This window comes from Citrobacter sp. Cc139 (assembly GCF_030334645.1).
Lineage (GTDB): Bacteria > Pseudomonadota > Gammaproteobacteria > Enterobacterales > Enterobacteriaceae > Citrobacter > Citrobacter werkmanii.
Window position 1 is genome coordinate 1 of the sequence record NZ_JAOWDM010000083.1, and the last position, 25,819, is coordinate 25,819.

The 25,819-nt window shown below is 51.3% G+C and carries 30 protein-coding genes; 2 read left to right on the plus strand and 28 right to left on the minus strand.

Going from position 1 to position 25,819, the window contains the following annotated elements:
• Together OGV69_RS14670 and OGV69_RS14675 are read left to right on the plus strand one after the other, a co-directional pair.
• Positions 1 to 946 (plus strand): hypothetical protein (locus tag OGV69_RS14670; RefSeq protein WP_286469319.1); only part of this gene is annotated, 946 nt, incomplete at its 5' end.
• Positions 947 to 1,039: 93 nt separating this feature from the next.
• The gene (locus tag OGV69_RS14675; RefSeq protein ID WP_286469321.1) at positions 1,040 to 2,113 is read left to right on the plus strand and encodes an acyltransferase family protein; all 1,074 of its coding nucleotides are present in this window, start codon (positions 1,040 to 1,042) and stop codon (positions 2,111 to 2,113) included.
• A 29-nt stretch (positions 2,114 to 2,142) separates the two neighbouring features.
• Here the strand turns inward: OGV69_RS14675 and OGV69_RS14680 are convergent, their stop codons facing one another.
• The 28 genes from OGV69_RS14680 to OGV69_RS14810 all read right to left on the minus strand — a co-directional run bounded on the left by OGV69_RS14680 (position 2,143) and on the right by OGV69_RS14810 (position 25,803).
• On the minus strand, positions 2,143 to 4,497 hold the full coding sequence (locus OGV69_RS14680; protein ID WP_286469322.1) for a tail fiber/spike domain-containing protein: 2,355 nt from the start codon (positions 4,495 to 4,497) through the stop codon (positions 2,143 to 2,145).
• Positions 4,498 to 4,554: 57 nt separating this feature from the next.
• Entirely contained in the window at positions 4,555 to 7,032 is a 2,478-nt protein-coding gene (locus tag OGV69_RS14685) for a host specificity factor TipJ family phage tail protein (protein WP_286469323.1), read from the minus strand.
• Entirely contained in the window at positions 7,019 to 7,435 is a 417-nt protein-coding gene (locus OGV69_RS14690) for an NlpC/P60 family protein (protein WP_286469324.1), read from the minus strand. Before OGV69_RS14690 ends, OGV69_RS14685 begins: the two co-directional genes overlap by 14 nt.
• Positions 7,398 to 7,868, minus strand: a complete 471-nt coding sequence (locus OGV69_RS14695; protein WP_286469325.1) for a hypothetical protein — start codon at positions 7,866 to 7,868, stop codon at positions 7,398 to 7,400. The genes OGV69_RS14690 and OGV69_RS14695 overlap by 38 nt, the downstream gene beginning before the upstream one ends.
• Entirely contained in the window at positions 7,868 to 8,365 is a 498-nt protein-coding gene (locus OGV69_RS14700; RefSeq protein ID WP_286469326.1) for a hypothetical protein, read from the minus strand. The genes OGV69_RS14695 and OGV69_RS14700 overlap by 1 nt, the downstream gene beginning before the upstream one ends.
• A complete protein-coding gene (locus tag OGV69_RS14705) occupies positions 8,365 to 11,298 on the minus strand; it encodes a phage tail tape measure protein (protein ID WP_286469327.1) in 2,934 nt (977 codons plus the stop codon). Before OGV69_RS14705 ends, OGV69_RS14700 begins: the two co-directional genes overlap by 1 nt.
• Positions 11,299 to 11,310: 12 nt before the next feature.
• Positions 11,311 to 11,982, minus strand: a complete 672-nt coding sequence (locus OGV69_RS14710; RefSeq protein ID WP_286469328.1) for a DUF6246 family protein — start codon at positions 11,980 to 11,982, stop codon at positions 11,311 to 11,313.
• A gap of 56 nt (positions 11,983 to 12,038) precedes the next feature.
• Positions 12,039 to 12,782 (minus strand): Ig-like domain-containing protein, encoded by a 744-nt coding sequence (locus tag OGV69_RS14715; RefSeq protein ID WP_286469329.1) that lies wholly within the window; start codon positions 12,780 to 12,782, stop codon positions 12,039 to 12,041.
• Positions 12,783 to 12,844: 62 nt separating this feature from the next.
• Complete coding sequence (locus OGV69_RS14720) at positions 12,845 to 13,228, minus strand: phage tail termination protein (RefSeq protein ID WP_286469330.1); 384 nt, start codon at positions 13,226 to 13,228, stop codon at positions 12,845 to 12,847.
• Complete coding sequence (locus OGV69_RS14725; protein ID WP_286469332.1) at positions 13,225 to 13,689, minus strand: HK97 gp10 family phage protein; 465 nt, start codon at positions 13,687 to 13,689, stop codon at positions 13,225 to 13,227. The genes OGV69_RS14720 and OGV69_RS14725 overlap by 4 nt, the downstream gene beginning before the upstream one ends.
• A 2-nt stretch (positions 13,690 to 13,691) precedes the next feature.
• Positions 13,692 to 14,048, minus strand: coding sequence for a hypothetical protein (locus OGV69_RS14730; RefSeq protein ID WP_286469334.1), 357 nt, complete (start codon positions 14,046 to 14,048; stop codon positions 13,692 to 13,694).
• Positions 14,048 to 14,221, minus strand: a complete 174-nt coding sequence (locus tag OGV69_RS14735; protein ID WP_286469335.1) for a hypothetical protein — start codon at positions 14,219 to 14,221, stop codon at positions 14,048 to 14,050. The genes OGV69_RS14730 and OGV69_RS14735 overlap by 1 nt, the downstream gene beginning before the upstream one ends.
• Positions 14,221 to 14,601 carry a DUF7370 family protein gene (locus OGV69_RS14740; RefSeq protein ID WP_163331873.1) on the minus strand — a complete coding sequence of 127 codons (381 nt, stop codon included), beginning with the start codon at positions 14,599 to 14,601 and terminating at the stop codon, positions 14,221 to 14,223. Before OGV69_RS14740 ends, OGV69_RS14735 begins: the two co-directional genes overlap by 1 nt.
• Before the next feature lie 2 nt (positions 14,602 to 14,603).
• A complete protein-coding gene (locus OGV69_RS14745; RefSeq protein ID WP_286469338.1) occupies positions 14,604 to 14,873 on the minus strand; it encodes a hypothetical protein in 270 nt (89 codons plus the stop codon).
• A 10-nt stretch (positions 14,874 to 14,883) separates the two neighbouring features.
• Positions 14,884 to 15,978: a major capsid protein gene (locus OGV69_RS14750; RefSeq protein ID WP_049060704.1), complete on the minus strand. Its 1,095-nt coding sequence runs from the start codon at positions 15,976 to 15,978 to the stop codon at positions 14,884 to 14,886.
• 11 nt (positions 15,979 to 15,989) lie between these two features.
• Complete coding sequence (locus tag OGV69_RS14755) at positions 15,990 to 16,418, minus strand: hypothetical protein (RefSeq protein WP_286469339.1); 429 nt, start codon at positions 16,416 to 16,418, stop codon at positions 15,990 to 15,992.
• A gap of 3 nt (positions 16,419 to 16,421) precedes the next feature.
• Positions 16,422 to 17,807, minus strand: coding sequence for a DUF2213 domain-containing protein (locus tag OGV69_RS14760; RefSeq protein WP_286469340.1), 1,386 nt, complete (start codon positions 17,805 to 17,807; stop codon positions 16,422 to 16,424).
• A 62-nt stretch (positions 17,808 to 17,869) separates the two neighbouring features.
• Positions 17,870 to 18,253, minus strand: a complete 384-nt coding sequence (locus OGV69_RS14765; protein ID WP_286469341.1) for a hypothetical protein — start codon at positions 18,251 to 18,253, stop codon at positions 17,870 to 17,872.
• Between the two features lie 45 nt (positions 18,254 to 18,298).
• Complete coding sequence (locus OGV69_RS14770) at positions 18,299 to 19,303, minus strand: phage minor head protein (RefSeq protein ID WP_286469342.1); 1,005 nt, start codon at positions 19,301 to 19,303, stop codon at positions 18,299 to 18,301.
• Positions 19,230 to 20,699 carry a DUF1073 domain-containing protein gene (locus tag OGV69_RS14775; RefSeq protein WP_286469343.1) on the minus strand — a complete coding sequence of 490 codons (1,470 nt, stop codon included), beginning with the start codon at positions 20,697 to 20,699 and terminating at the stop codon, positions 19,230 to 19,232. Before OGV69_RS14775 ends, OGV69_RS14770 begins: the two co-directional genes overlap by 74 nt.
• Before the next feature lie 12 nt (positions 20,700 to 20,711).
• Entirely contained in the window at positions 20,712 to 22,184 is a 1,473-nt protein-coding gene (locus OGV69_RS14780; RefSeq protein WP_286469344.1) for a terminase, read from the minus strand.
• Positions 22,184 to 22,699, minus strand: coding sequence for a hypothetical protein (locus OGV69_RS14785; RefSeq protein WP_096854973.1), 516 nt, complete (start codon positions 22,697 to 22,699; stop codon positions 22,184 to 22,186). Before OGV69_RS14785 ends, OGV69_RS14780 begins: the two co-directional genes overlap by 1 nt.
• A 3-nt stretch (positions 22,700 to 22,702) precedes the next feature.
• The gene (locus tag OGV69_RS14790) at positions 22,703 to 22,921 is read right to left on the minus strand and encodes a hypothetical protein (RefSeq protein ID WP_137397937.1); all 219 of its coding nucleotides are present in this window, start codon (positions 22,919 to 22,921) and stop codon (positions 22,703 to 22,705) included.
• A gap of 94 nt (positions 22,922 to 23,015) precedes the next feature.
• A complete protein-coding gene (locus OGV69_RS25220; protein ID WP_106672173.1) occupies positions 23,016 to 23,600 on the minus strand; it encodes an HNH endonuclease in 585 nt (194 codons plus the stop codon).
• Between the two features lie 191 nt (positions 23,601 to 23,791).
• Positions 23,792 to 24,316 carry a Rha family transcriptional regulator gene (locus OGV69_RS14795; RefSeq protein ID WP_016245435.1) on the minus strand — a complete coding sequence of 175 codons (525 nt, stop codon included), beginning with the start codon at positions 24,314 to 24,316 and terminating at the stop codon, positions 23,792 to 23,794.
• A gap of 281 nt (positions 24,317 to 24,597) precedes the next feature.
• Entirely contained in the window at positions 24,598 to 25,062 is a 465-nt protein-coding gene (locus OGV69_RS25350; protein WP_502873884.1) for a lysis protein, read from the minus strand.
• Positions 25,063 to 25,070: 8 nt separating this feature from the next.
• The gene (locus OGV69_RS14805; RefSeq protein WP_286469351.1) at positions 25,071 to 25,511 is read right to left on the minus strand and encodes a lysozyme; all 441 of its coding nucleotides are present in this window, start codon (positions 25,509 to 25,511) and stop codon (positions 25,071 to 25,073) included.
• Positions 25,498 to 25,803: a phage holin family protein gene (locus OGV69_RS14810; RefSeq protein ID WP_001472851.1), complete on the minus strand. Its 306-nt coding sequence runs from the start codon at positions 25,801 to 25,803 to the stop codon at positions 25,498 to 25,500. The genes OGV69_RS14805 and OGV69_RS14810 overlap by 14 nt, the downstream gene beginning before the upstream one ends.
• Positions 25,804 to 25,819: the final 16 nt, after the last annotated feature.

Below are 25,819 nucleotides of genomic sequence, written 5' to 3' on the forward strand. Positions count from 1 at the left end.
ATTTGCTGAGGGTGGGAAACAGAAGCAGTTTGTGAGTGTTGATGTCCAGAACGCAGATATTAAAATTCAGTATAAATATTCACCTGAAGAAGATAGGGTAATTGAGCTTGAGAGAGTTGGCCTCAATAAACTTTTCTCATTTTCAAGGCTTTACAGGATTGATTCTGGGAAGGATGCAACTTTTCCAAGCGGCATACTGGATGGGTTAACTGCGGTTCAAACATTCGACACTGACATCATTGGACCAATTATGGTCAGCGCAGAAAATAATGAAGATGGTGATGACCCAATAGCTGCGTTCACAGGTGGCTGGCATGGATTTAACCGGGACCAGAGCGGATCACCTACAGCCAGGCATGTTTCTCTTCAGGTATGGGTTGACGGGAAGATGGTCAAAGATACCTTTAAGGGATATACAAATGATTTAGTGATTGAAACCACATCTAACATCCAGGGATTTAACACCAAAAAGAAAGATGGCTCCGGTAGGGAGATTATTCAACAGAAAGTAAAAATGACCTTCAATGAAGGACGTGCAGATGTGCATATCAAAATGACTCCTCTTGAAAAGGTGAGGATACACACTTACTACGGACTACAAACAGCACTTTCCCAACTGTATGCCAACAGTTCAATTCGTTATGAATCAGGCGACTCTCCAGAATGGAAAGATACCTCCAGCGGACCAAATGATAGTGGACCTAAGGGTAAATATCCAAATGTTTACCGCATGACGGCAAAGAACAAGCATAATGATGAAGTTTTGGTATGGTTAGACACAAAATACGGATTAGGGAAAAGATTAAATGTGAGTGATAAGTATCCTTCTGCTTTCTTTGTTGGATATAAAAGTTACTTCAATTTAATAAATGGTGTACCTTTAATTTTATCTACAGGACAATCGGCGGAAGTTCACGGAGGCTTAGAGTGGATAAGATCAAATTAAACTACAGTGAACTTAATTGAATATAGTTTAACTATTTATAGAATATCCATATCAATTACATTTTAACAAACTGAGAGTTAATAAGATTAAAATATGATATTGTCATTACAGTATTTAAGAGGGATAGCGGCGATACTGGTTGTTCTTTACCATTATCGTGGTGAGTTAAATGCATCATATGCACAAAAAGGACTTGGAGATCTTCTTTTTAGCAATGGATACATTGGTGTAGATTTATTTTTTATGGTTAGCGGATTTGTTATCATGCTATCAACAGAAAAAGATAAATCATCTTTATCGTTTGTTATTAAAAGAATCTTTAGACTATATCCAGTATATATAGTTTGCCTTATTTTATGCACCTATTTATTATCGAAGCCAATAGACCTAAACTTCTATAAATCATTGTTTTTTATACCGTTGGATATGAACTCGCAAGCGCCATGGTTTGGCTATTCACTAGTGTACACTGCATGGACTTTAATGTATGAGATTATATTTTACTTTATTTTTTCATTGTCGATGATTGCATCGTGGAGATATCGCGGGTTAATTTGTTCATTTGTTCTTGTTGTACTACCTTTTTCAATTGGTTATTATTATAATAATAGCATTTCATTAAGTGGATACGACGCTGTAGTAGCGCATACAGGTATTTATTTTGTTGACGGCGCTATCCGATTGTTATCCTCACCAATGTTTATTGAGTTTGCAGTAGGAATATTAATTTATGAAATATACAAGAGATCACGCAACAGATTTTTTCTGTTAGTATCAACTGGAATGGTAATGATTTCTTTGTCATTGTTTATTCTATATTACATTACTGGTGTAAATGGTGGGCATGGAATAAATTCAAGCGGTATGTTTGCAGCTTTATTACTATTGTCTCTTACAGTTTATGAAAAAAACCATCCAATAAAACCAATTAAATCATTAAACTTTCTAGGTGATATTTCATATTCACTATACCTCACCCACCCAATAATAATACAATCAATAACAACATTGTTTTTCGTTTCAAGTATATATTCCCCAAATGGTGGATTTGGAAATGTTTATATAATGCTGATGATTGCGTTTGCTTTATCTTCTATCCTATTCTATACAATAGAAAAACCTTTTGTTAATCTAGGCAGAAAGATAATCAATAAGATTCGAAGATAATTTAGCAGCGGGGTCAATGCCCCGCTTTTTTATTTTATCCTGTAATAAGTAGATCCTACACTAAGAAACTCATATATTCCTTGTGATGACAAGGTAGTTATAAGTGTAGGTCCATTATAAATACCGATAGTCTGACCATTGAAATTTACTGATGAAAGATCTAGTAAAACCTTGCTCCTAAGAAGCGTTCCATTTAATATAGTTAACTCTGGAAGCATTAGAGTTTTACCAGGAGATAAAGAACCGCCAAATTTTATTATATTCCTAGAATCATCAGGCCATGGTGAAGCCGAGTTAATATCCGGTATTATTAAAATCTTACCTGAGTCACGATAGTCTGATGTTGAATAGAATGTTCCTTTACCTGAAGTATGTTCGTTATCATAAATGCCAGCAGGGGCATTTGTGAGAACAGGCTGATTAAATCTAGTACCTGCGAATCTTGCAATATCAGGTGCAGAAGTAGACATCGTTAGTGTTGGTTGCCCATTACCATTAAACCCAATTGCGTTTTCGCCAATACTTGATCTAGAAAATTCATTTACATCAAAGAAACCAATATCAGTGAATCCACCTTCGCTCACTGATTCATGGCTGTTTCCGGTAAATGAAAAATTAGTAAAACGAGATGAGCATTTAAAAGCTGGTCCTGATTCTGTAGTGTGGTGCCTACCAAACTTAACACCGGTGAATGTAATGTTATCACCATTTACACAATCCATAACATTGCTGATGTACCCAGAACCTGAGTTCCAACCAATAGAACCGCCTGCCCATGAAAAACCATCAAACTCCAGAATGTCAAATATTTTACCGCCTGTAAAAGCATAGTGCGTACAGTTTGAGAACATACATGACTTCATTCTTCGTCCACGAAAACCATACTTAGTGCCAAACAGATGGATATTAACAAACTGTCCGCCTTCTATTCCTTGAATGCTTCCACCACTCAAATCAGTGCCGCCTACAAATTCTTTTGTCCCATCGACTATGATGTCATTCCACAGCCCATAATGCCCCAGACCTGATCCTTCTCCGCCGCCATTTCCATCTTTGAATGAGAAAGTTCGATATGTTTGCAGAACCCATAAGTTGCTTATAGTAGGGTTTTCTATGACATCTAAACTGATGCATGCTGCTGTGCGCGGGTAGGTGTCATCTGGTAACTGATGCGCTCTTGATGTAAATCTGACAACTTTTGTGACGTTCGATATCTCTGACGAAGGAGTTCCATTGCACCCAGTAACTCCGGTTAATGTACAACTCCCATCAGAGTTATTAACAAGTCCTGTAGCAAAGAACGCCCCGGAGTTAGTACTGAATTGACAGAAGTTACTTACCGGAACACCTGCGGTGTTGTTGTCAGTCAAAGGCCATGTAATTATATTTCCACCATTAGCCTGAAATGGATTTGATGCGAGTGTAATGGTATTGGATGTTTTGCTTATCACATCTGTGTTTTCTGACCCTACATATTGTGATATCACCAAGCGGTCTAATGAATAGCAAACATTACCAAACACAATCCCCCTTGAGTTAAGTCCAACCCTTATCTCTGGGACATTCCCCAGGGAGTTTATTACACCTTCACCTCTTATTCCTATGGATACAGGTATTCCATCAATGGCAAATGGTATTGCAACCTCTGTGATTATGTTTATTTTTGAGTTCGCTGTAACAATCAGCTCTCCGTAGCCAATACGCACTAACGAGTAAATAGCAAGTTTAATTGCTGGTGAATCATTTGTGATGCCAGGTTCCTCAATGAAATTTTTAACTTCATTGATTCGGTAACCGTTTAGAAGCCCAACGCAAGCCCATTTAGTTGTTTCTACGTCAGGAGTTTCACTTGATGATATGGTATGTGGTAATGCGCCAGTCCATACGTACCATAGACCATCTGTGTACTGCACTGCATCGTTTTTAGATGAGACTGTGACGCCGCTGTTAAACATTCCCGTTTTCTTGAATGGGGACTCAGTAAAATTTTCTGCCACCCATTGGCGGACGGTTGCATCACCCACACTTAACCACGCCCCAACACCTACACCGCCAGTAGTTTGAGGAGTTGATCCAGCAGGAACATCCTTAGGGAATACCCCATCCCATCGGTAATATTCACCTGTTGCCTCAAGGCGAAGAACCTGATTTGGCAATGTCAGTGTGTTTCCGTCTTCAAAGCTGTCCAGCGTGATATAGCCAAACGCTGCGATCGCCTGCTGAGCAACCCATCGAATCCCTTCAATGGTGTAGTGGGCGCTTCCAAATCTGTCGATATATTGCCTTGCCATCGAAGTTACAAACTCGTCAATCTTCCCGGCGTTGAATTTCAGGTCACGAGGTGATTCGCTTGGTACTGGCATATTAGTAGGTTGGGTAGCCATATTGATTCCATAAAAAAACCGGCACGGTGGCCGGGTTTTGGTGGTCTGGGACGGTTCTTATTGGTAGATGGCGTCGCTGTATTCCGCGACGGTCAGAGATACCGTGTTATCTGTGTTCGGTTTGATGCTGTTGACCGTCCATAGCTGACTGTCCAGCTCCTCCACTGTCGCTATGAGATAGCGCGACGGGAGCTGCACAGTGTCTCCGTTCCATATGTTGAGCTGAATGTCTGGTATTGCCGCGGTGAATCCGTACTTCGTGTCGGCGCGCGCCGCCGCCGGATAGCGCAGCGTGGGATTTCCCATGCTGTCGGTCACCAGCACATACATCGAGCCGGTAAACGTGATTGGCTCGCTGGTATCAAAATTATTCCCGGAACGGCCAGTTATGTACCCCTGCTGCTGGTTGCTGTCGTAGATGTCTGGCATCTGGATGACGCTGCCTACCTGAATAATCCCGTCTTCGAACACTTTGGCGTTCATCTTCACCCGGGAGTAGATCAGGCGTTTCGTTTCTCGCAGCGCGCGTTCCCGCGCCTGGTACTCATTACGGAATCCAACTATCTCCAGCTTGTTCGGGTTCTCCGCTTCTTCCTCGACAATAGCGCCGTTAAGTACGCGGTAGTTGATGTACGTCTTGTTGTTCGTAGTCGGGTGAACGTAGGAGACCTGAACGCCGTCGTAACCTCCTGGTAGCGTGGCCTCATACGTCATTTTGTACTCGTCAGTCTTCATGTTCGCCCGGTTGAACACTGCTGCCGGGTAATCTACTTTCTGATCTCGGGTAAAAGTAAGCACACCATCATCCCAGTACGCCATGACAGAAGCCGCATTACATATCGCCTGCACGCGGTCGCCAAGTGAGTCATTCTCATCGTCAAACGTGTAGTCGAAGTAGCCCAGTCGCTCATCTGACAGGCTCTCTGCGATAGAGTACAGGCCGTACAGATCAATGCTGCTTTCTGGCTGCCCACCCATTACGAGCCAGGTATGTGCAACAGCGTCAGCAAAGGAACGCGATGGACGCAATGTATAATCTACGGTCTGTGTAGTCAGGTCATAACTGATTGTGTGCCGGGTCACCAGGGCATTGTATTTTCGGTCTCGACTCCCTAACGCATTCTCTGTTGCCCTTACCTTTACGCGAACCAGCGTATCAGTCGGATGAACAACATTGCTGCGGATGTTGACGGCGTGAATTTCCTCAACTTTAAGAATGGACGCATCATTAGAGTTGTTTGTACGCTGGAAGTTGATGGCGTATTTACCAAATCCTCCTGCTGGAATTATTTTATCGGTCCGATAAAACACTTCGCTGGTCGACTTATGCGGCGTTCCCTGATGATAGGTGAATGTCTGTTGTGTCCCGGGGATCTGATTGTAATCGTCATCGATTTTCCAGATTGTCACCGCCCAGTCAGTCCAGTTTCCCCCACCCAGTGATGATTGCGTATGCAGCCAAAGCTCTGTTGACTCAACTGGCGAGAAAAAAGGCCCCACAACAAGTGCCTCATTATCGTTGAGGATGAATTTCGTCGTGTTAATTGTGGCTGTAGAGGGAACGGTAGGCGGTCCCTGCAAGTCTGTCATGGTGAACGTGTACCACTGAACAGGGTCTATAACGGCGCCATCATCACTCTCCACAGCAGAAATCAACGTGCCTGAAAAAAGCACATCTTCAGTAACGCTTCCTGATGTCGTGTTGTAGGTGACGTTAATAGTGAATGTTACGGAGTGTGGTAACACCAGCCCCATGAAGTAGTCGAATTCAGCCTGCTTGACGATTTTCATCGCTATCTGGCCGCCTGCATAATCCCCGCTGACTACGGTATTGGCCGTCGCAGATTCTACCGGGAAATTGTCGCTTTCGTTGGGACCTGGCATCTCCTGCCCGTCGACATCGTCGAATGAATACCCCTCGTTAATAGTCGGTATCACTTCACCAGGCTGATAAAACTGGTATTCAGCACCGGCCATCGATCCAAGACTCGACTCTGAGTAACGAACAGACTCATAGTTATACTTACCGATACCAATACACATCCACTCAGTGACATATTTCAGGCCACCATCGTTCTCACTCTGGCGCACATATTCAAACATCGACTCCTGAATCAAGTCAGGGAAAGATCTGACCTGTCCGTAAATGTCAGGTTTCGCCTTGTATACTCGCGCAGTATTCGTTTGCCCAGTCAGGCTATTATTCGGTGAGTCGACGGTGTTGCCACCGTTGTTAGCAATTGCAGGCTTCGGAGCCAGGAAGGAAAACACAGCACCAACAACTTTGAATATTGGGCTGAGAATATCGTTGATAATACCTTTTGGCTGGTCGAATATCTGGATGGTGTCCAGTTCGCTCAGTTCAAACGCCAGCTCATCATCATCGCCCAGCTTCACGCCATTGCGGAAGATCAGTAGATCGCGATGAAAGGTGGCATCATTGGCCGCCAGCCAGTCATAAAAAAGGGTGCCGTTTGGCACCCTGCAACGCAGCTTAGGCGTTCCTGGAAAATTCGATATCTCAACCAGCGCCATATTCGAAAAACTCCACTTTAGTGAATGCCCGCTGAATGACCAGCAACGAGTCCATGCGCACGCTTCCGTTCTCGCCGCGCGAGTGCAACGCCTGCCTGTTAAGCACCAGTCCAACGTGTGCCGGTTGCGCACCGCGGTACCCGACGAATATCCCATCTTCGACAGGATTATCGACCTGGCGCCAGAAAACGACATCACCCTGATAGCAGGTGAAGAAGTCAGCCCCGGCTTCGTAGTCCGGTGTCTGGTGCAGTTCAATGCCGAGAACGTGACGGTAATACAGTACCACCAGACCCCAGCAATCTACCTTCTCGAACGAACAGGCCCGGTTAGACCACGGCACGCCGATCACCTTACTGATGAAATCAGAGGTACTGCAGCCCGGTGTATTCCTGCGGATCATAAAGTCGGCCTATGTTGTTGTTCAGCGGGTTAGTGACAGAAAGCGTCACAGAAGCGGCATCAGCGTCTATATCTACCGTCTTGACGTACAACTCCCAAGACTTTATCGGTACCGACATATCACCGCTGTCGAAGATTTGCCTTGTGGCCGTGATGGCTGTTAACCGTGATGCACCTTTCCACTGCTTCATTAGCGCTTTGATATCAGACGACAGCCGCCCTAACTTAACCGTGGCGTCGATCACCGGCGTACCACTCTGCTGGCTCTCTTCAATTTCAAAGCGTGATGGCGTGTACGTCTGGCCGCCGAGCGTCTTCTGGAAGAACTGCTTATCGACTAGGCGGACATAGCCAAAGGATGGATGGTAGAACGTGATGGTGTCGTACAGGCCGCGTGTCGGGCGCTGCTGCTTATACTCCCTGAAGCTCGGCATTACGGCACCCTCGGTAATGACTCTGGGTCTCTGTTGTCTGGGTAACCCGTAACCACGATATCCAGCCATGAAGCCCACGGCGGCGGAAGCTCAACAATGATGTCGTCGAACTCGTCATCAGCGTTAAACAGGTGGTTCGCAATAACGGTCCCCGTCCAGGTCACCACTCCGCCATCGATACTAGTTTGCACCGGCATCTGAGTGAAGTGAAGCTCCTGGAGTTGCAGGCCACTGCCGCCCAGATTGATATTCATCCGGAACCAGTTCAGCCCGCGGTTCAGATAATTCGGACTTCGTAGCCACTGCTGGAAAGCTCGCTCTTCAGCCAGCGTGAAGACCCACGTCACCGACCATGTCACTTTCAGGTCATCAGTCTGATTCTCGAAGATGGCCGGGCCTACCGCTGGATGATCGGTCTGGAACCCGGTATCAAGCGTCATGTTTTTGCTGGCCTTCTGCGCCAGCGGAAGCCAGTCGGGATAGTCGATAATTGGCATCAGCCCTGCCCTCTTGGCGTGCGTTTAACGTTCATATTGCTGGTAATAGCGCTACTGATTGGCCCGCCGTTGTTCAGGTCTGCAACAATGACATCAACAGTCAAACCACCATTTGCATCAGTGCCAGCCTGTGCATCAACGGACGATGACGTGTAGTTCTGGATGTTGATAACTACCCCTCCGCCGCCAGCAGTCATCTCCTTGTTGCTGATCACCCTGCCATTGTCGCCCGGTATCATGTACTGCTTACCGGTACTGGCCTGGTAGATCTCCGGCATGCCACCTTCGCCGACCTGATACATCCCGCCAGCCGATACTGGACCGCCGTTCTTACGCTTTCCGAGCAGGTTCGCGCCAATAACGCCCGCTACCGCGCCGAGACCAATTGCTGCAGCCGTACCCATTGAGGCAATGGATGACAGGATCGCCGCCGGTGTCCATGCTGCAGCAGTCGTTGCCGCTGCTGCTGTGCTGGTTGCCGTTTGCGTAGCCACTGCTGCCGTCTGCACTGCCGTCACCGTGCCGATAGCAGCTGTTTGTGCAGCCTGGCCCATGATGGCTGACTTAACCCACTCGACGCCCATCTGCACAAACGTGTTTACGAGGCTGTTCAAAACAGTACTGCCTAACGATCTGGCGGCTTCCTCTGCCGTCATGCTTTTAGTTATAAGTCCGGTAAAAGCATTCGATGCGTTCCCAGCAAGTGCATCAAAGGACGCCGCCAGCGCTTCATTGCCTGCACTCTGGTTACGGAAGATCTCCCACTGTGCAGCAATGCGAGCCTGCTCGTACTCTCTGTCAGCAGTAGCGCGCAGCATAAGTGCGTTCTGGTGAGTAATCAGCCCCTGCTGCTCGTATGACTGAATAAGCGCGAGTTTCTGGGCGTTCTCGTTAGCCAGCTGCTGAACAGGATCAACTCCGCCGACAGCCTCCTGCTGTGGAGTTACAGCCTGTTGAGCCTGAATTTTCGCAAGGTTAGCCTGGTGCGTTGCCGCCAGTCTTTCTGAGGTCTGGTTATACTGCTCTTGGCTGATTTTCTTCGCAGCCAGAGCCGTATTCAGGTCCTCAACATCCTGCTTATAGCTGGCGTTTTCGCGCGCTTCTGGAAGGAGTTTCTCGGCAGCGGCCTGCGCCTTGAGGGCGTTGGCCGTATCCCATTTTGCAGCCGCGTACTTACCTGCCAGAGCCACCTGTTCCTTGGTGGCCCCTTTCCCAAGCGACTGCTGCGCAGCCAGGATGGCCTGCTCGCGGCTCAGCTTGTTCGTTGAGTCGGCGGCAAGTTCTGACTGCTGTTTGAGGTTCGCCAGCTTCTGGGCAATAGAATCAGCCTGGGAAGCTCCCTTCTTCTGCTCAGACTGAAGCGTCTTCTGCGCCTGCGTATTTTTGTACGTAGCAGCAGCATCATCTTCCATCTGTTTGGCGTGCGGATCATCCTTCGCAAACCCGGCATCTTCGGCAGCGTATTGCGCCTGCAGCCGCGCGCGGGCCTCGCCCTGTAGTTTCGACAGGGCGAGGTTTCGCTCAGACTGCTTGATGAGGTTCTTCTGCCCGGCCGTGAGGTTGTCAGTGGACTTGTTCAGGCTGTCGACGTTAATCTTCGCGTTGGCCGCCTCTCTCGCCAAATCGACAAGCTTACCTGCCAGTTCAGCAATAGCTGACTGCCCATCTTTGGATGATGATTTCATTTCCTGGAGTTTTTTCGCCAGTTCCTGAAGTGCTTCCGGGGACGGGTTATTGCTCAGGTCAGATAACTCTCTTGCCAGATCAAACGCTGCTTGCTTGCTGATACCGAGGCGTGATGAAAGCGTGCTGACCGTTGAAGATAAAGAGTTAACAATGCCAGAAGCATATTGTCCCTGGCTGTTGGCCTGCTGAATGGCCTGGCTCCAGTCTGTGGTGGTAACACCAAGCGCAGAAAGCTCATCGTTGAATTTCTTGATGCTTGGAGACGCCCCTCCGACCGCCGCCAGTGCGCGATCGCCTAACGTGATGAAAGCATCAGACGCGTCACTAATGGCCTTCGGAATCTTTGAGATCGCCTGGTTATACTCGAGCAGCGCCTGATTTCGCAGCAAAGTAGCCACGTCGGCATTTACGCGCGCCAGGGCAGCATACTTATCGGAAAGCGCAGCCACGCCTTGCGAGGAAATGGTGATCACCTTATCCATCGCTTCAGCTGCGTCTTTCAGCGCGTCCATGGCGTTCTTTCCGCCATTCAGCGAAGTAATAAGCACGCCAGCCAGGACTGAACTAAGCGCTATTATGGCCCCAACCACGGCACCGCCAGGACCAAATGCGCCAGCTAGTTGCGAGCCCTGCTGGGCGAACGCCACCAGCGCAGACTGTCCACCCTGCACCTGTACGATGAAGTCCTGAACCTGGTATCCGGCCTGTTGCATGCTGGTTTTCCAGTTGCCAGTGCCCTTTGCGCCATTTTCAACGCCAGTCTTCATGTCATACAGACGGCCGGTCAGCTCGCCGATTTTCTGCTTTTCTTCGTCTGTCGCTTTCGACCCTGCGCGCAGCTGTGCAGCCAGGACTGCGGCACTACGGGCACCATTCTCCTGTGCTTCGTCCAGCACAGCCAGTTGGTTACCCAGCGCCTCGATGATGGATTCTGCGCGGCTGAATTCACTGCTCGCGCCGCCGGTACCGCTGCGGGCCTCTTCCATTGCGCGAGCTATTCCGCTCACGTTGGTATTCAGCTTGCGCAGCTGGTTATCCATGGAGTTGGCATAACCGGCCAGTTCAGTAAATGCGGATCCGGTTTGGGACGCGCTCTGGTCGAGGTTATCCATTCCCTTGCCGGATTGCTGGGCAGCAGCATCCAGTTTATCCAGAGCGTCAATGGCCTGTTTCCCGCCCTGCAGCAGCGGCTCAACGTCGGCGCTGATTTCATAAACGATGCTACCGGCGTTCTTCTCACCTGCCATGTCATTCTCCGGTTATTGCTTTGCTTTTGCCCTGCGTGCGGCCTGTTTAGCCAGGTATTCGTCGGCGATGCTGTCGTATTCTTCTCGAGTGAAGCCTTTCTGGTCCGGGTATTTCGCCGCCAGCAGCATCTGGAACTCGGTCATCGTTAACTGAGAGGCTTCGGCTCGGTTCATTTCAAAGTGGCTGCGTGCCGCGCTGATGTAGTCGAAGGCTTTAAATTCGTTCGTTCTCGCACCTGTTTCGTGGCGCTGCAGCTGGCGGACCTTAGCTTTGCCGACGACACCGTGCTGCATGAGGTGCTGCGCCAGCACGATGATGTCGTTCTTCGGCATCTGGCCCGGGCGGTAGACGACGCAGTGTCGCCACCCTTTCCACTCGCCGATCATTGGCGTCAGGTCTTCCTCGCAGCACGCCTGCAGCACCAGCATGCTAGTTGATAACAGCTTCTCAGCAGCGCGGTTGAATGATGGAGATAACCAGGCAGGGAAATGCCCCAGCGTGCCAGCGCAAACCTCAATCAGCTGAGCGACATCATTGCCGTGGATGGTGGCGTACGCCTGCACAATCTCTTCCGGAGTGCCGATCCTGGTCATGGCCTCGAATGAAGGTCGCAGCAGGTAATCTTTCCCGCCTTCGCGGCTGTCGCTAATAGAGAGTTCGCCAATATCGGTTAAAGCGGTCATAGGCCTCCAGTAAACGGTCATTATCAAGGGCAGCACGCCGCCCTTTGGAATGTCCGTTAGGTAATGGTAACCGTATGCACAGCCACAAAGTTGCCGTCTTCGGTGTTGATGATGATCTGCGCGCTGCCGGTGGCGACACGCGTCACGGTAACGGTGTTGCCGGAGGCGGTGGCCGTTGCTTTGGTCGCATCGGTAGTCGCTACAGTGAAGTCTTTGTTTGTTGCGCCGGTTGGTGCGATGTTCACCGTGAAAGTGCTGGTACCACCTGCCGTACCGGTGCTGGTTGTCGGGGTTACTGTTACGCCAGTCACTGCTACCGCGGTCAGTTCGTTCACTTCGATGGTGCTCGCGTCGCCGACTTTAAACTCGGTTGAGAACGTGACGATGTCGTTGGTGCCGCCGTCAGAACTCAGCGCCGTGATGTTCATGTAACCGACGAATTCGACCGGGCCGTAGTCCATGCGCGCCCAGATCCCAGGCTGGCGCTTGGCCTTCAGTTCGTCAGCGAAATACTTGATGAACTTGCCAACGCCGTACTGATCCAGTTTGTCCTTCTTGCGCACTTCGCCTTCAAAGCTCAGGGTGAAGTCACTGTTGGTGATGATGGTCTCGACATAGCCGCCGCCGTCATCCGCATCAGAGGTAACCGAGTTCGGGTTGAAGTCGAAGCCCTTCGACGTACCAGCTGCCAGCGCCTTCCACTCACTTTCCAGTGGTTTGACGTCCGGGCAGCCATCGGCGACTTCCAGCACGACCGCACCGCCGAAAAGGCGCTCGTTCGAGTTCTGGCAATTAGCCATGTGAAACTCCTCTTTGACGTATAAAAGAAAACCCGCCGGAGCGGGTTATTTGGTTGGGATGGCTATTCGCCGTAAGTACAGGCGAACTGGAGTCGGAAGACTATTCGCCCTTCTTCTGTGAGCACCGGCGCAGGGATTGCGCCCATGTTCTGGATGTATCCGACACACTCGTCTGCCATGGGGTTGGCCTGGACGTAATCGACGATGCGCTGCACTGCGCTGAGCGCGTCTTTGCGCTTGTCCTTCGCGCCGACAATGTCGACCAGAACGTGATATTCAGAACCGAGGTCAGTACGGATATTCGAACCGCCGTTTGGCCTGAATACCATGATCGCCTTCGACAGGTCGCCCGGGTCGTCGTACATCAACTGCTGCACCGTGAAGCCGGTCGTTAGCCCGGCGTCGCCGAACATGTTGCGCACCCGCTCGTGCATCATGGGTGTCATAGCGAAAGCTCCTTGCGCATCACCGCGTCAACGTTATCGCGCTCGTCATTCGCACCTTTGGTCAGGAATTGCGGCTCACCATGCGGATCCCAATAGTTACCTGTTCCGGTACCGCCTCCGAACTCTTTCGGCTTCTGCGGTCCGAACTCAGAGCGGTTACTGGTCACGCCAAAGTGCGCGCGCGGCTGGCCTTTCAGCTTGCCTGACGCCTCATGGACGTACGCGGCATAGTTGGCTGAGTATCCGATTCGCCCGGTAATGAACACGCCGCCTGCGTCGATTTCTCGAAACTGGCTGTTAATCAGCGTGGAGGTGTCGATCGGGGTGTAATAGGCTGCCCGGGCACCGATAAGAATCATCGCCGACTGCAGCGCGCGAATTATCTTGCGCCCCTTTACGTCGTTGATGACATCGTTCAGATGCTTCTTAGCCTGGCTGATGCCTTTCACTTTGATGCCCATGGCTATACTCCCGTAATTATCGCCCAGTCATCTTCCAGGCCGTCGAGAGTATCGTTCCAGCGCGTCACGTGACGGACCTCATCAGCACCAGCCACGACCGGGTCAGGTTCAGTGCTCACACCAATCAGGATGTAATCGCCCTCATCGGCCAGCGCAAACGCAGTAAAGAAGGTGTTCTTAACGACAACCTCTTTTCCGATTGAGCCGAGCTTTGCAGACAGACCGCCGATGTAGTCGCACATGATGGTTTCAGGCGGTTCATATGGGTCGACAGGATCGCCAAACTCATCATTACCGCCCGCCCCCTTACGCCATATCGTGCACGGCTTGTTGTAGGACCATGAAGCAGTAGACGACATCAGCCCTCCTTCCAGCGCAGCACCTTCGCGCCAGTCGCCCGGATGCGCTGGCAGTTGATGAACCACTCGCCGTCCGACTTAACGTAGCCGGTAGTCTCCCGCCCGGTGTCGGTCATCACCCATACGCGGGTAAACGAACGCGGCAGGCCTTGCTTAACTGATTTGTACGTCATCAGCAGCCTCCTACAACCATGAACAGGCCGACGCTGTTACCGGCGCTGATCGGCAACTCACCGGTGCAACCACTGGTATCGAGCCGGGCCAACGAGTCGCGCAACCAGGTAATGCTGTCAGCACCGTAATCGAACGAGCGGGACGCGCCAGAGGGCGCACCCTGCGATTTGATACGGCGAGCGCCGGACGACGTAGCCATGAGCGCCGCGGCATACATCAGGATCAGCTTCGCGGTGCACTCGTCATACCCAGCACCATCAAGACAGGGGATAATCTTGTTCACCACGCAGAGGATCGGATCCAGCAGCGCGCCCGGGATGGAGTAACCCAATTCACCGAGGAACGCCTGCACGTCTGCCGCTGTGATTGGGTCAGCCATGGTTATTTACCCTTCTTCGATTTAGCGGCTTCAGGCTGCTCAGACTGCTCAGACTGCTCAGACTGCTCAGACTGCTCAGACTGCTCTACAGGAGTATCGCCAGGAGTGGCGACTTCAAGCATGCGATCACCACCGGATTCGATTTCCACCAGGCCAGCAGCTTTCCACTTATTCGCGGTGTCTTCGCTGACTTCCACCTTTGCACCAACCTCCAGTTTCTGGAGATTGGCACCGGAGAAAAGGTTATCGCTAATCACTTTAACCAGTGCCATATTTCCCCCCTTAGCTGTGTGCGTAGATGACTGATTTTTTGCTGTTGATGTCGGTCTTAACCATCAGGCCAGCCGCACCCCAGGTGCGCCAGATGTAATCGCTATTGTAGAAAGGACGCGGATCGGCAACGGTGCCAAATGCCTGGCCTACAATCGGAGCAATCACGCCAGCAGTCAGCGGAACAATCAGAATCTGGTTTCCGGTCAGTTGAGCATCTTCTTTAATCGCGGAAATGCCGGACAGTTTCAGAAGCTCCTGCAGAATGGTGTCAGACTGGTAGTTGTCGCTGAAGTAGCGCTCCAGGTTGGAGATGATGGCGCTCGACACATACCAGGTCTGCTCTGCGTACTGATTGTTGGTCAGCTTGAGAGTGTCGCGCAGTTTAATCGCTGCGTTACGGATCTGCTCTGCTGTAGCGGATGCGCTGGTGAAGTCGATATTCAGGCCAGACGCGCCCAGATCAACCATCGCCACACGCTCATCGTTCTTCAGACCTTTCCAGGTCTTCTCGTCGAACTTGATGTAATTGCCTTCCGCGTCGCGGTAACCGTTGTAGATGTAATCCACGTACTGGCGGCGGACTTCGTTGGTGGACTCGAACTGAGCATCAGAGATGATGTCGAACGCATCCGGGTTGTTCAGGCGAGGCTCACGCCAGTGGAACTTGAAGCCGGTATCGTGCACCGGAACCATCGTGCCGTCGTACTGGTACTGCACAGCATCCAGCGCCGCACCAATCTGGCCTGACATGGAGGTGTGCGCCCACATGCGGCCGCCGGACTTAGCGTATTCGTACACGGTCTGGTTGATGCGCACTGAACGAGACAGCGGCATCAGGTCGTTGAACAGAGTGAACTCAGTGTTCGGCTGGAATTGACGCAGCACGGTCTGGTCAAATGCCTTGTACAGATCGGCAGGTGAGCGAACAGCGTTGATGCCATTCAGCTGATTAACTGCATTCAGGCGGTCAGCCATTTCCTGCATTACGTTAATGCCCTGATGGTTCAGCGCGGCATTACGCTCCTGCGTCAACATACCAAACTGGTACTGGTTAACGGCCAGGTTGCCGGTCTTTTCGCCCAGCGATTTAGAATAAACAAGCATTCAGTGACTCCTTACTTAATCACTACGCGAATGAGATCGCCAGCAGCGGCGGTAATTGAGCGCTCTTCGTCGCAATAGCAGCGATCGTTTTCACCAGTGGCCCATTTCTTAACCTGGCCGTTGACGATTGAGAGAGCGTCGCCTTTTTTGTAGGTCCCGGCAGTGGCTCGAACGTTCAAGAACATGCCCGGCAGCGGGTGGATGCCGACCAGCAGATCGTCTACTGCAAACGTGTCATCTACCGTTTTGCAGCGCAGATAGTCGAAGTCAGCGACATAAATAATCGCTGTTTCGCTACCATCTACCGACACCTTGAAGACGCCAGCATCGAAGAAGCCCAGGGTACCGGGCTTGACCGCGGTGGCGCGGCCTTCGCGGTTGAGCAGCGGATTAGGGAATACGCCACCAGCGTGAATTACGTGTTTTCCGTCTTTAGCCATTTTTTACTCCGGCATTTCGCTGACTGATTGGATGTTGGTTGCCTGGCGGAATGCACCGTTCAGGCCGAAAGATGTCTGGCACTTGGCGTACATGGCGTCGAGCGCTTTACCGTCCAGATCCGCGACTTCTTCATCGCTCATGTTCATCGCCAGCTTCACAGCCGCGCGCTTTTCGCCTTTCTCTTTGTCGGCATTCGAGTTCAGGCTGTTGAAAACGACGTCCACGCGATCGGCAAGTTTCTGCGCCCACGCTGGCATTTCTTCGTTATTGGTGGCCTGCTCTTTTTTCTTTGGCTTGCCGGTTTCCGGGTCGATTTCTTCATCGCCTTTTTTCTTGGCGGTGGCTTCTTCGGCCTTCATCTGGTTGTATGCGTCCATCAGCTCGGCGTCGGACTTGCCTTCAGTCGGCTTACCAGCGGCTTGCAGCGCATTGATAATCAGTTCTTTCATCGGATCGTTCTCTCCGTTGGTTTTAATCTCGTACTCAGTGGGTTTGCGCACGACTTCTACAGGTTCGCCGACGAACACGGCCTTGCCGTCGTCATCGATGAGGTACTTCTGCTTCAGGTATTTGGTGTCATTGCGGTAGATGAAGCTGTCCGGCCACACCGTTTCAGGCCAAAGCCACTTATCTTCGTCGTCACCCTCGCGCAGCTTGTCGCTGATGGCGCGGGAGATGTCGTCAAAAGAGAAGTTGGAGGCATTGGTGAAGAAGAATTTGGTTTTGTTGATCAGGCCGTCGCGAGTGCAGTCGATACCATCAGCCAGGCGGGCAACTTCGATCTGCTGCTCATCACCTTCTGAGTTAACGAAGATGCCCACGCCCTCTTCCGGCGTTCCGGCGCCAGGCTCATCAAGCAGCACAGCCACATGGTCAAACATCATGTTGGTGGCGATCTCGTTGTACCTCTTGCCCTTTGACTCGCCGTTGGCGGCGATGCCGGAATACAGCAGGCCGGTGGAGATGTGGATCGGGTCGGAGTTGGTACCGGCCAGCATCTCATCCAGGCGATTAATCAGGCGCTTGCCCTTTTCGCTGGATTCGGCGTACTGGCGGTTAACATACATATCGCCAGTCACTTTGCCGTCATTGTGGCTGACGTTCTGCAGCCAAGCCCCGACGTGGTACTCGTTCACCGCCCGGACATCGCGCGCCGACACATGCTTGCCGTCCACTTTCGGGTGGCCCAGCGGCATCGGGTTACGCTCGAGCGTGTTGTAGGCCTTTTCGATTTCTGCTGCCGGGTACAACTTCCGGTTCATCACGATATCGTCCACGACAGGCGTGATGCCGCGAACCACGATATGTGGCTTGCCGTCGATGGTTTCAGTGGTGATGTTTGAGGCGGAGTTGACGACGGTCAGCACGTTAACGCGGTTGCGTTTCATGCTGGATCCTCATTGGTGGATTTCAGGCAATAAAAAAGGCCGCCGTGGCGACCCTTCTATTTTTATTTCAAACGAATTCTTGCATCATGAAGATTGATTTTCCTTTTTCCATCGAATAGCTCGACTTCTTTTTTACAGGAAGGGCACCATAATCCGTCAATATCGCGATCTACAGGGGTTTTACAAGTTTTGCAGTAAAGAGTGCCGTCTTTATCCCATAGTTGCTCAAACTTCATTTTATATTGGCTTGATGGTTTGCGAAGCTTTGCTATTAGCACCACCACTGTGATGGCAAGTACAGCGATAGCAAATTCACGCCAGTATACTAAATACGGAGTTATGTACCCCCTCGCAAAGCCGTATATAAATTCCTTTCCTGAATCTGTTAGCATTGGTATTGCTATCGACGTGAGAATAAAGAAGATGCCAGCTAATATCTTTTTCATATCAGTAAAGTTGTAAGTTGCGGTTTCTCAACTCTGCATTAGACGTTAATTTTCTTCAGCCGTCCACGCCTTACGCTCTTTTGCTAATTTATCCGCCAGCCCTTCATTGAAGATGCTGCCGTCGTCGTTGAGAAGCACCGGAATCTGGCTGCAGTAGCAGTTATACCGGTTACCGTTCTCAGCGTAGAAGTCCCGCACCTCTTCGGTGGTGTAGACCTTACCGTGTCGGCTGGCGTGCCAGGTGCGCGTCGTAGGCTTGAGCGCTGACAGCCATAGCAGGCCGGTATTCAGCCCAAGACGGTCGGCGGCCCAGTCCGTTTCATTCCATTGTGCCTGCCGCAGCGCGCCGACCTGCTCAGTCTGAGCGATGTTCTTCGCCTTCGACATCGATACATCGAGGCGCTTGCTGATGACGCTGGCCGTCTCGCGAGGATTCACTCCGCGCGCTACCGCATCGGTGATGATGTTAGTCAGGTCGCCGCGAGCGGTGTCGCTGATGACCTTCCAGTCACTGAACGTTGTCAGCCTGGCCGCCGATATCTGATTAAGATAACCGGGGCTGCTTAATAGCTGCTGTAGCGTCGTCTGACTGGCGTAAACCTGGGACTGCTGCGAGAGGTTATTGAATGCCTCCAGCGTGCCGCGCTGCGCTTCTGCGGCGACGTAATCCATAGCCCAGAGGTTTTGCTCGCCACCTTCAAGCAGGTAATCGTCAAGAATGCCCTGCACAGCTTCCAGCAGGTCAGCCAGTTCCTGCGCCGACATGTCGTAGATAAACTTTCCGGCATTGACCTGGTAGAGCCGCATATCCTCGCCGTGGTCGTGGCACAGGAAGTGCCAGTTATGGCTGTTTACCTCACGCTCTCGCCCGGTCATGCGCTGGTCGAACAAGGTTTTCAGCGCTCGCTTGATGCCGAGATACCGCCCCTCGATATCCCGGAACATCGCGGTTACCTGCTTTGCCGATCTGGTCGGGTCAACCTTGCTGCGCGGAACGATCGGCAGGCCCACCTTTGCCGTCTGTTCTGGTGTCATCGGCCAGTGGATCATCGGTAGTCACCTTCTCGTCCGGTTTCGGCGGTTCTTTTGGCTCCGGTAGCGGGTCAAGCCCCACAATCTCGCGCAACTCATTTGCGGTAAACGGCGCGTCTCCACCATAGTAAGGCGTGGTTTTCTGCACGATGTCGGCGAGTTTCGAAGCGTTCTCGATCTTCTCTTTCTCGCCGGGCGCCAGCAGGTCGCTCCACGAAATGGTGACCTCGCCTTTGGTCGGCGGGTCGATAATCCCAAGCGTCCAGAAGCGTTCCAGCAGCGCGGTGATGCGGTCCGTAAGGAATCCATTGCGCCGAGTGTTGCGGCGGATAGCCCAGTCCGTTTTGTCCTCGTCACTCGCCAGTCGCCCGGTCTGCTGACCGAACAGGATGGTGAACGGGATTTGTACGGAGGCTGCCAGTTCGTTCGCGGTGACTTCCCACGTTGGCCCTGGGTCGCCTGGCGTAACGCTCAGAACATGCATCTGACCGGCCTGCATTACGGCTGCCGCATCAGTGCCACGGTTCAACTTATTGACCTTGTCGCCCATAGCCTCGCCTAGATCAGAATAGCCAGCAGCTTTGGCTTGGTCTGCCAGTGTCGCCATGTCGGTTTCTTTACTGAATTCAACGGCAATCTGACGGCTAGCGTTCTTCAGGAAACCCTCAGCACCACCACCTGATACCTTCTCAAGGTCGAGGCCTTTGTTGTAGCCAGCCTCCAGCAGAGGAATGCCAGACAGCACGTTGTCGTCTTCAGATCCTTCGCAGAACAAGATAACGCGGCTCGGGTGTACCGGTTCGCCGCGCATCGGACCGACAAAAGGCTCATCACCGACCGGCTGCTCATTGAAGTTGAACATCTTCGGCTGGCCGAAAGTTTCTGACTGACGGTCGTTATCCCATTCGGCGACAGTTAACTGCGGCTCCCATACCGGGATAAGTTTTACCAGCGCTGACTCGCCAAGGGATTTCACCAGCTTGATATCTACTGGATCGTTCCACGACTTATTATCTTTCACCTGCAGCAGCAGCGCGGAGTAGCGTCCAACCATATTGCGGCGATCGGCATCCTTCACCTTCGGCCACAGCTTCTTCATGAACTTGGTGACTTTCTTTTCCCAGGCGTTTGTTTTCTCCGCTTCCTGTGCTTCATCACCGTCAACTATGACCGGATAATCCTGCCAGCAACCATCCAGCAGGCGATGCACCACAGCGAAGCCAGCGGCGTTGCGGCGGTACATGTTGTAGAAGTCGTTGAAGGTGATCGTGCGTGGGTAGCCAAATTCCTGATAAAGCGTCGGACGCTTCGTGTTGCCACCACCAATGCCGATAGCATTCAGGTAATTCGCTCGCCGCATTTCAGTGGCGAGGTTGTTCACAGCCAGTTGAAGGCCGTTATCTTGTTCGCTCACTGGCGATGCTCCTTAGAAGAATACTGTGCCGACCTGCTTACGGTTGTTCTTCGCTACTGCGAAATAACGGAAGCTGTCAGCGCCGTGCGATGTGAAGTCATGAAGCGGTTTATCTTTCCAACAGCCGCGCTTGTCATCCCACTCCTTGCGGTAGCTTTCGAGGTGAGAGATGCCAACAGCACACTTCTCTTCGTCGAATACGCAGGATGAGAGAATTTCACGGGCCGATTCAATGCCGGTGTCGATCCCGGCTTTAGGCACAACGCGGAAGTTCATCGAATACATCTGGCCGTCAATCTCGTAACCTTCTCGCGCCAGTTCTTTGCGTGACTTCGCATCAGCAGCGAACTCGCGGTTTTCGATGTCGTGCGGCCCCCAGTGCTCGCCGTACTTATAGCCGCGGTCTTTCAGCACCTTCATGTAGTGCCTCAGGCCTTCGCCGGAGTTTTCGTAGTAGTCGATGATGTGGAACTCTTCGCCAACCTCGCGAACGAACCAGATCGCCGTGGAGTCGCCCACACCGATATCCCAGAACGTGTGCACCGGCAGGTGTGAGTTATCCGGGATTTGGCCAATCCGCTTGTTGGTGTACAGCCAGCGGAACTGCTTGGTATAGTACGCGCCCTCGACAGACTGCTGGAATGCCTCGGCCGGAATGGTCGGGTATTCGCGCTTCATGTCATCGCCGAGCGTTTTCTCTTTGGCGTAGTACCAGGCTTTCTGGCGTTCGTTGACGACTACGCCGTGCTTCGCCTCCATCTCAGAGAAGTATTCCAGCAGGCGCACCGGCAACGGTTCAACCGGGTCGATTGCGTACTGCGGGTTCTTCCACCATGAGAAGAAGAAAAACTTCCAGTCCAGCGCTGATAGCATTTTACCCTGCAGCAGCGCTTTCTCTGCCGTCTGGCAGTAATCGAAAAAGTAACCCGCCCGGCCCTCTGCTGTACTCTCGATGGTAGCGAAGCATCCAGTCGATACCGCCTCAAAAGCACCAGTGACGATCTCACGGGCTTTGTCAGGATACTTGGCGCATATCTTCCCGAACTCTGAAACGTGCAGGTAACGCAGCGTACCGCCACGAAATGACGTACTCACATATAGCGAGCCGCCCTTCTTAAAAACGAGCTCTCCGGAAGAGTCATTGCTGGCCGGGTTGGCCGCCTTTATCTCTGCTGGCAGCTTGTCGTAAGCGTACTTAACCTTTTCGCGGAACAGGCGCTTTGCGTCATTCAGCGTGTGGGCAATCAGCGCGCACTTCGCCGACTCAAACAGGGCCGCGTCGAGCTGGATGATGCAAACCTCTGTGGTGAATCCTAGCTGGCGAGCTTTCAGAATGATGTTGCGGGTGTGGATCCCCTCGAAGTACTCGCGCTGCTCAGGTGTCATCCTGAACCGCGTCGGCTTTCCCTCTTTGTCGGTGATCCAGTAAAGATTGTTCAGCCGCCAGTTTTTATCAGCCAGCAGCTTGAGGTGCTCAGGTTTCATTACGCCCCCTGAGACAATGAATCCATCAGGTTAGACAGGTCATCAACCGTCTTATTGCCTTCCTCGGTGTCGAGGTTGTACGCCTTGCGCTCAGCGTTTATCACTTTGATTTGAGCATCAACACCGGCAGTGATCGATCGAGACATTGAGGCGTGGTTTTTTTCCGTGATATCTGCATCTTCGAGGAAGTCGCGCAACTTATTAGTGATGCCGCGCCATGCCGCCAGACTTTCTCGATGAGCCATGACTACAGCGGCCGCCTCATCGGATGCCTGGTCAATAATCTGCTCATCAGTAACCACTGGTGACTGGTTACCGTCTTTGGTTACCGACTTGGTTACCTTAGCTTTCGTTGCCGCCCTGACCTTTTCTGTCAGATCGCGCTGCCACCCTTCTTTGTTCGCTCTCTTCAGGATGGTGGCGTGGTTAACGCCATGCTTTTCACCGATAGCCCTTACTGATAAAGAACCAGCCCGGTAAGCCGATTCAATGGCCTCCCAATCTGGTTTGCTCATTGGTTACTCCGTTGTTTGTTCTTCTGGCTGTTCGGTCTGCTCTGCTGGCACTGGCGTGAACTCCACGCGCTTCACGTCGGCAGGGGCAAAGTAAAGCCACTGTCCAGTTTCGGTAGCCAGCGGTACAAAGCCGTTAACCAGCTCAGGCTGACGTCGTGACATCTTGCCAGTGAAGGTTTCGCCTGTTTGCGTGGTTAGAGTGATTTGGTAGGTGTCTGACATGATTACCTCTTTGCCTTGTCGCAGCTGTTGCCCTGCTTATCAGAAGTGCTTAGCCACTTACGGCTTACCCGTCAGCAAGATGTGATAAATCTCTTTAGAAAATGCACTTCATTGATTTGGTATCGCAGTTGGTTCTCTTGCTTTTTTGATATTGTGCCTGGCAAAAGCAACAAGCGCCGTTAGAGGTAACCCTTAAATTGTTGTCGGTATGCACTTTGCAAAAACTACCTGCATATGTTTTTTCTTTATTCGTAGTCGCCATTTTTCTTGGCGAACACGTCATTATTAGCTTTGAACTTGCATACTCAGCCTGACGACCGTAAAGAGGTTCAATAAAAACACCCCTCTGCGATGTGTGCCTCCCTTTCCTGAGGCAGTCATCCATGTTCTCTTTATGTGTTCCCGGTGATAAATGAGACGGGTTAACACAAGACGGGTTGTCACAACGATGCATTAACTCAAGGTTCTTTTGGTCGTAATCCCCAACAAGCATCAAATAAGCAACCTTATGCGCCCCGAGCTGGTGCTTGCCAATTTTAATGCATCCATAACCGCATCTATCTTTCGAGCCTTTGAATATCCAGCACCCTGTTTCAGGTCGAATCTCAACCTTTTTCATAATTCTGGACACTATAGGCTCTCTTGATTTAATCGATTTCAGATATTCCACAGTGAACATAGCCGCCTCGCTATCGCCTTTGGAGTGCGCAACCAGGACGCAGGCGCAGCGTCTTTTCGGGGATCAGCCTAGATTGCGCGCATAAAAAAAGCCTCGCCTGAGCGAAGCCTGACTGTTCGTTTCACCATCCTTGCGGGGTTACACAGATCATTATCGAAGCCCCTCAGTGAAGAGCTTCTGTAATGTCGCGATCAGCCTATCAACAATTCTGGCTGCGTCACCTGCATGATGTGCTCATGCTCAACGGCCAGAACGCGCTTTTCCTTCTTGCGTTCGTTCATCAATCTGCTGCCGATCGTGCCTTTCAGTTTCGAGCGCGTTTCTTTGATGGCGTAGCGGTGCTGCATTTCTTCGCCCATCGCCAGACGTCTGCTAAGTTGTTCGGCCATCCAGTTAAATGCGGCGATGTATTGCTCTTTAATAGCGGTAGCTACTTTCCCGGTAAATCCCATTACCAGCATCATCCACCCGTCTTTTGTGATGTTGTACATCAGACGCATTTCGCCTTTTTTATCGAGATATTCAACGGGCTCAAAATTGAGCCGGTTAAAATCAGGCGAGCAATCAACCTCCAGCCGCTTGATAGCACGCAGAACGTTTTTATGCGCCTTGCCGAAATAGCTGGCGATCTTCATAGAAGTGGTGATGACCTTCCCGTTACATGGCATGACCATTTCGCGGAAGTCGAAGGCTGGAATAACTGACGGATTATTCATAGCGTCTTTACCTTTTAGAAAGATGAGCCTGTTCGCACAGAAAAGCCGCCCCGAGATGGTCGCCACCATATACGGCAGTTCTCAGGCTCAGCTTTCTGAAAGACTCGGGATTTTCATGCGCTGCGATGCGCGGTTTACTGCGGGCATAAAAAAGCCCCGCAATCGCGAGGCTTGATTAAATCATTTAAATTCAGATAGATATAATCACTCAGTGAATAGATGTTCGTTGAATTGGATAGCTATAAATAGACATGACCAACTGAAATATTTTTCAATTTTGCTTATTTAAGGCACTGCGCGTTGATGTATTCCTGCAGCGCTCTCAGCGATGTTTGGTCGCTGATGATTCCGGATCGGATACCGAGAACGTTTCGTCCAGCAACTGGAGAGAGTTCGACGGTGGCATCATTGCCCATGCCGGTGGAGCTGGAGGTTTCGACTGAAGTAGGCACTGGGCACTTTCCTTTGACGAGCACCCGACCACCATTATCAAGCTTACGCTGCAGAGCATCATTTTCAGCTTTAGCATCTGCCAGTTCCTTCGTGTATTTGGCATCCAGAGCAGCGACATCTCGCTGGCGTACCTGCATATCTTTGATGGTGGCGTTAGCCAGGCTGAGATTCTTGGTGGCTTTGTCGCGCTGGTCTTTGTAGGTGATGGCGTTGTCGCGATAGTGGTTCACGGAGAATGCCAGCACGCCGATTAACGCTATCACCAGCAACTGCAACCAGTAACGCCTTACCAATGCGCCAATCACGACAGGAACAGAGCACGCTCCGCCTCACGCCGACGGGTCAGCCCATTCAAAACTTTACCGCCAGCTTTATTCCAGCGCAGGAACTCATCAGCAGCGCCAGCGTAATCACCGGCATTGAGTTTTCGCAGGAGAGTCGATGTCGACAATGACCGGGCGCCGAGGTTATACGTGAACGACACTACGGCGTCGAATTGCCCCTGAGTCAGTGCAACCTTAACCAGTCTGGACACGTCGCTTTCGTAGCTGACAAGTCCGGTCTTCAGCAAACGCTCAGCCGTTTCCTGCTTAATCGCCATCCCGGCGCGGATTGGCTTCCCGTCGACAGGCTGAGTCCAACCATAGCCGATCGTCCATACGCCGACGCTGTCCTGGTAGGCGGTGAGTTTGCAGCCTTCGAACTCTTTGATCAGGGCAATGCCTTTATTACTGGTTTGCATTCTTCATCCCCGTCAAGCGTTCCCAGAAATACGTAAGAGCAACGGATCCCATCGCTCCGCTAATGCCGGACGTGACCAGAATCATGTGAAAACTCAGGCCGCTCTCCACGCTTATCAATCCACCAATCAGGCCGGTAAAGCCGGAGACAGCGATCTGCGCGAGAGCGTTAATCCAGCTCCATGTTGCTTTATTCTGCTTTACGTCGATCAGGTAGCGAACCAAACCGCCCCAGCATGCAATGCCGAGCAGAACTAGCCAGGACAGGCCTACAATTTTGTGGTCGTCATTCATACGTTTTGCCATATCA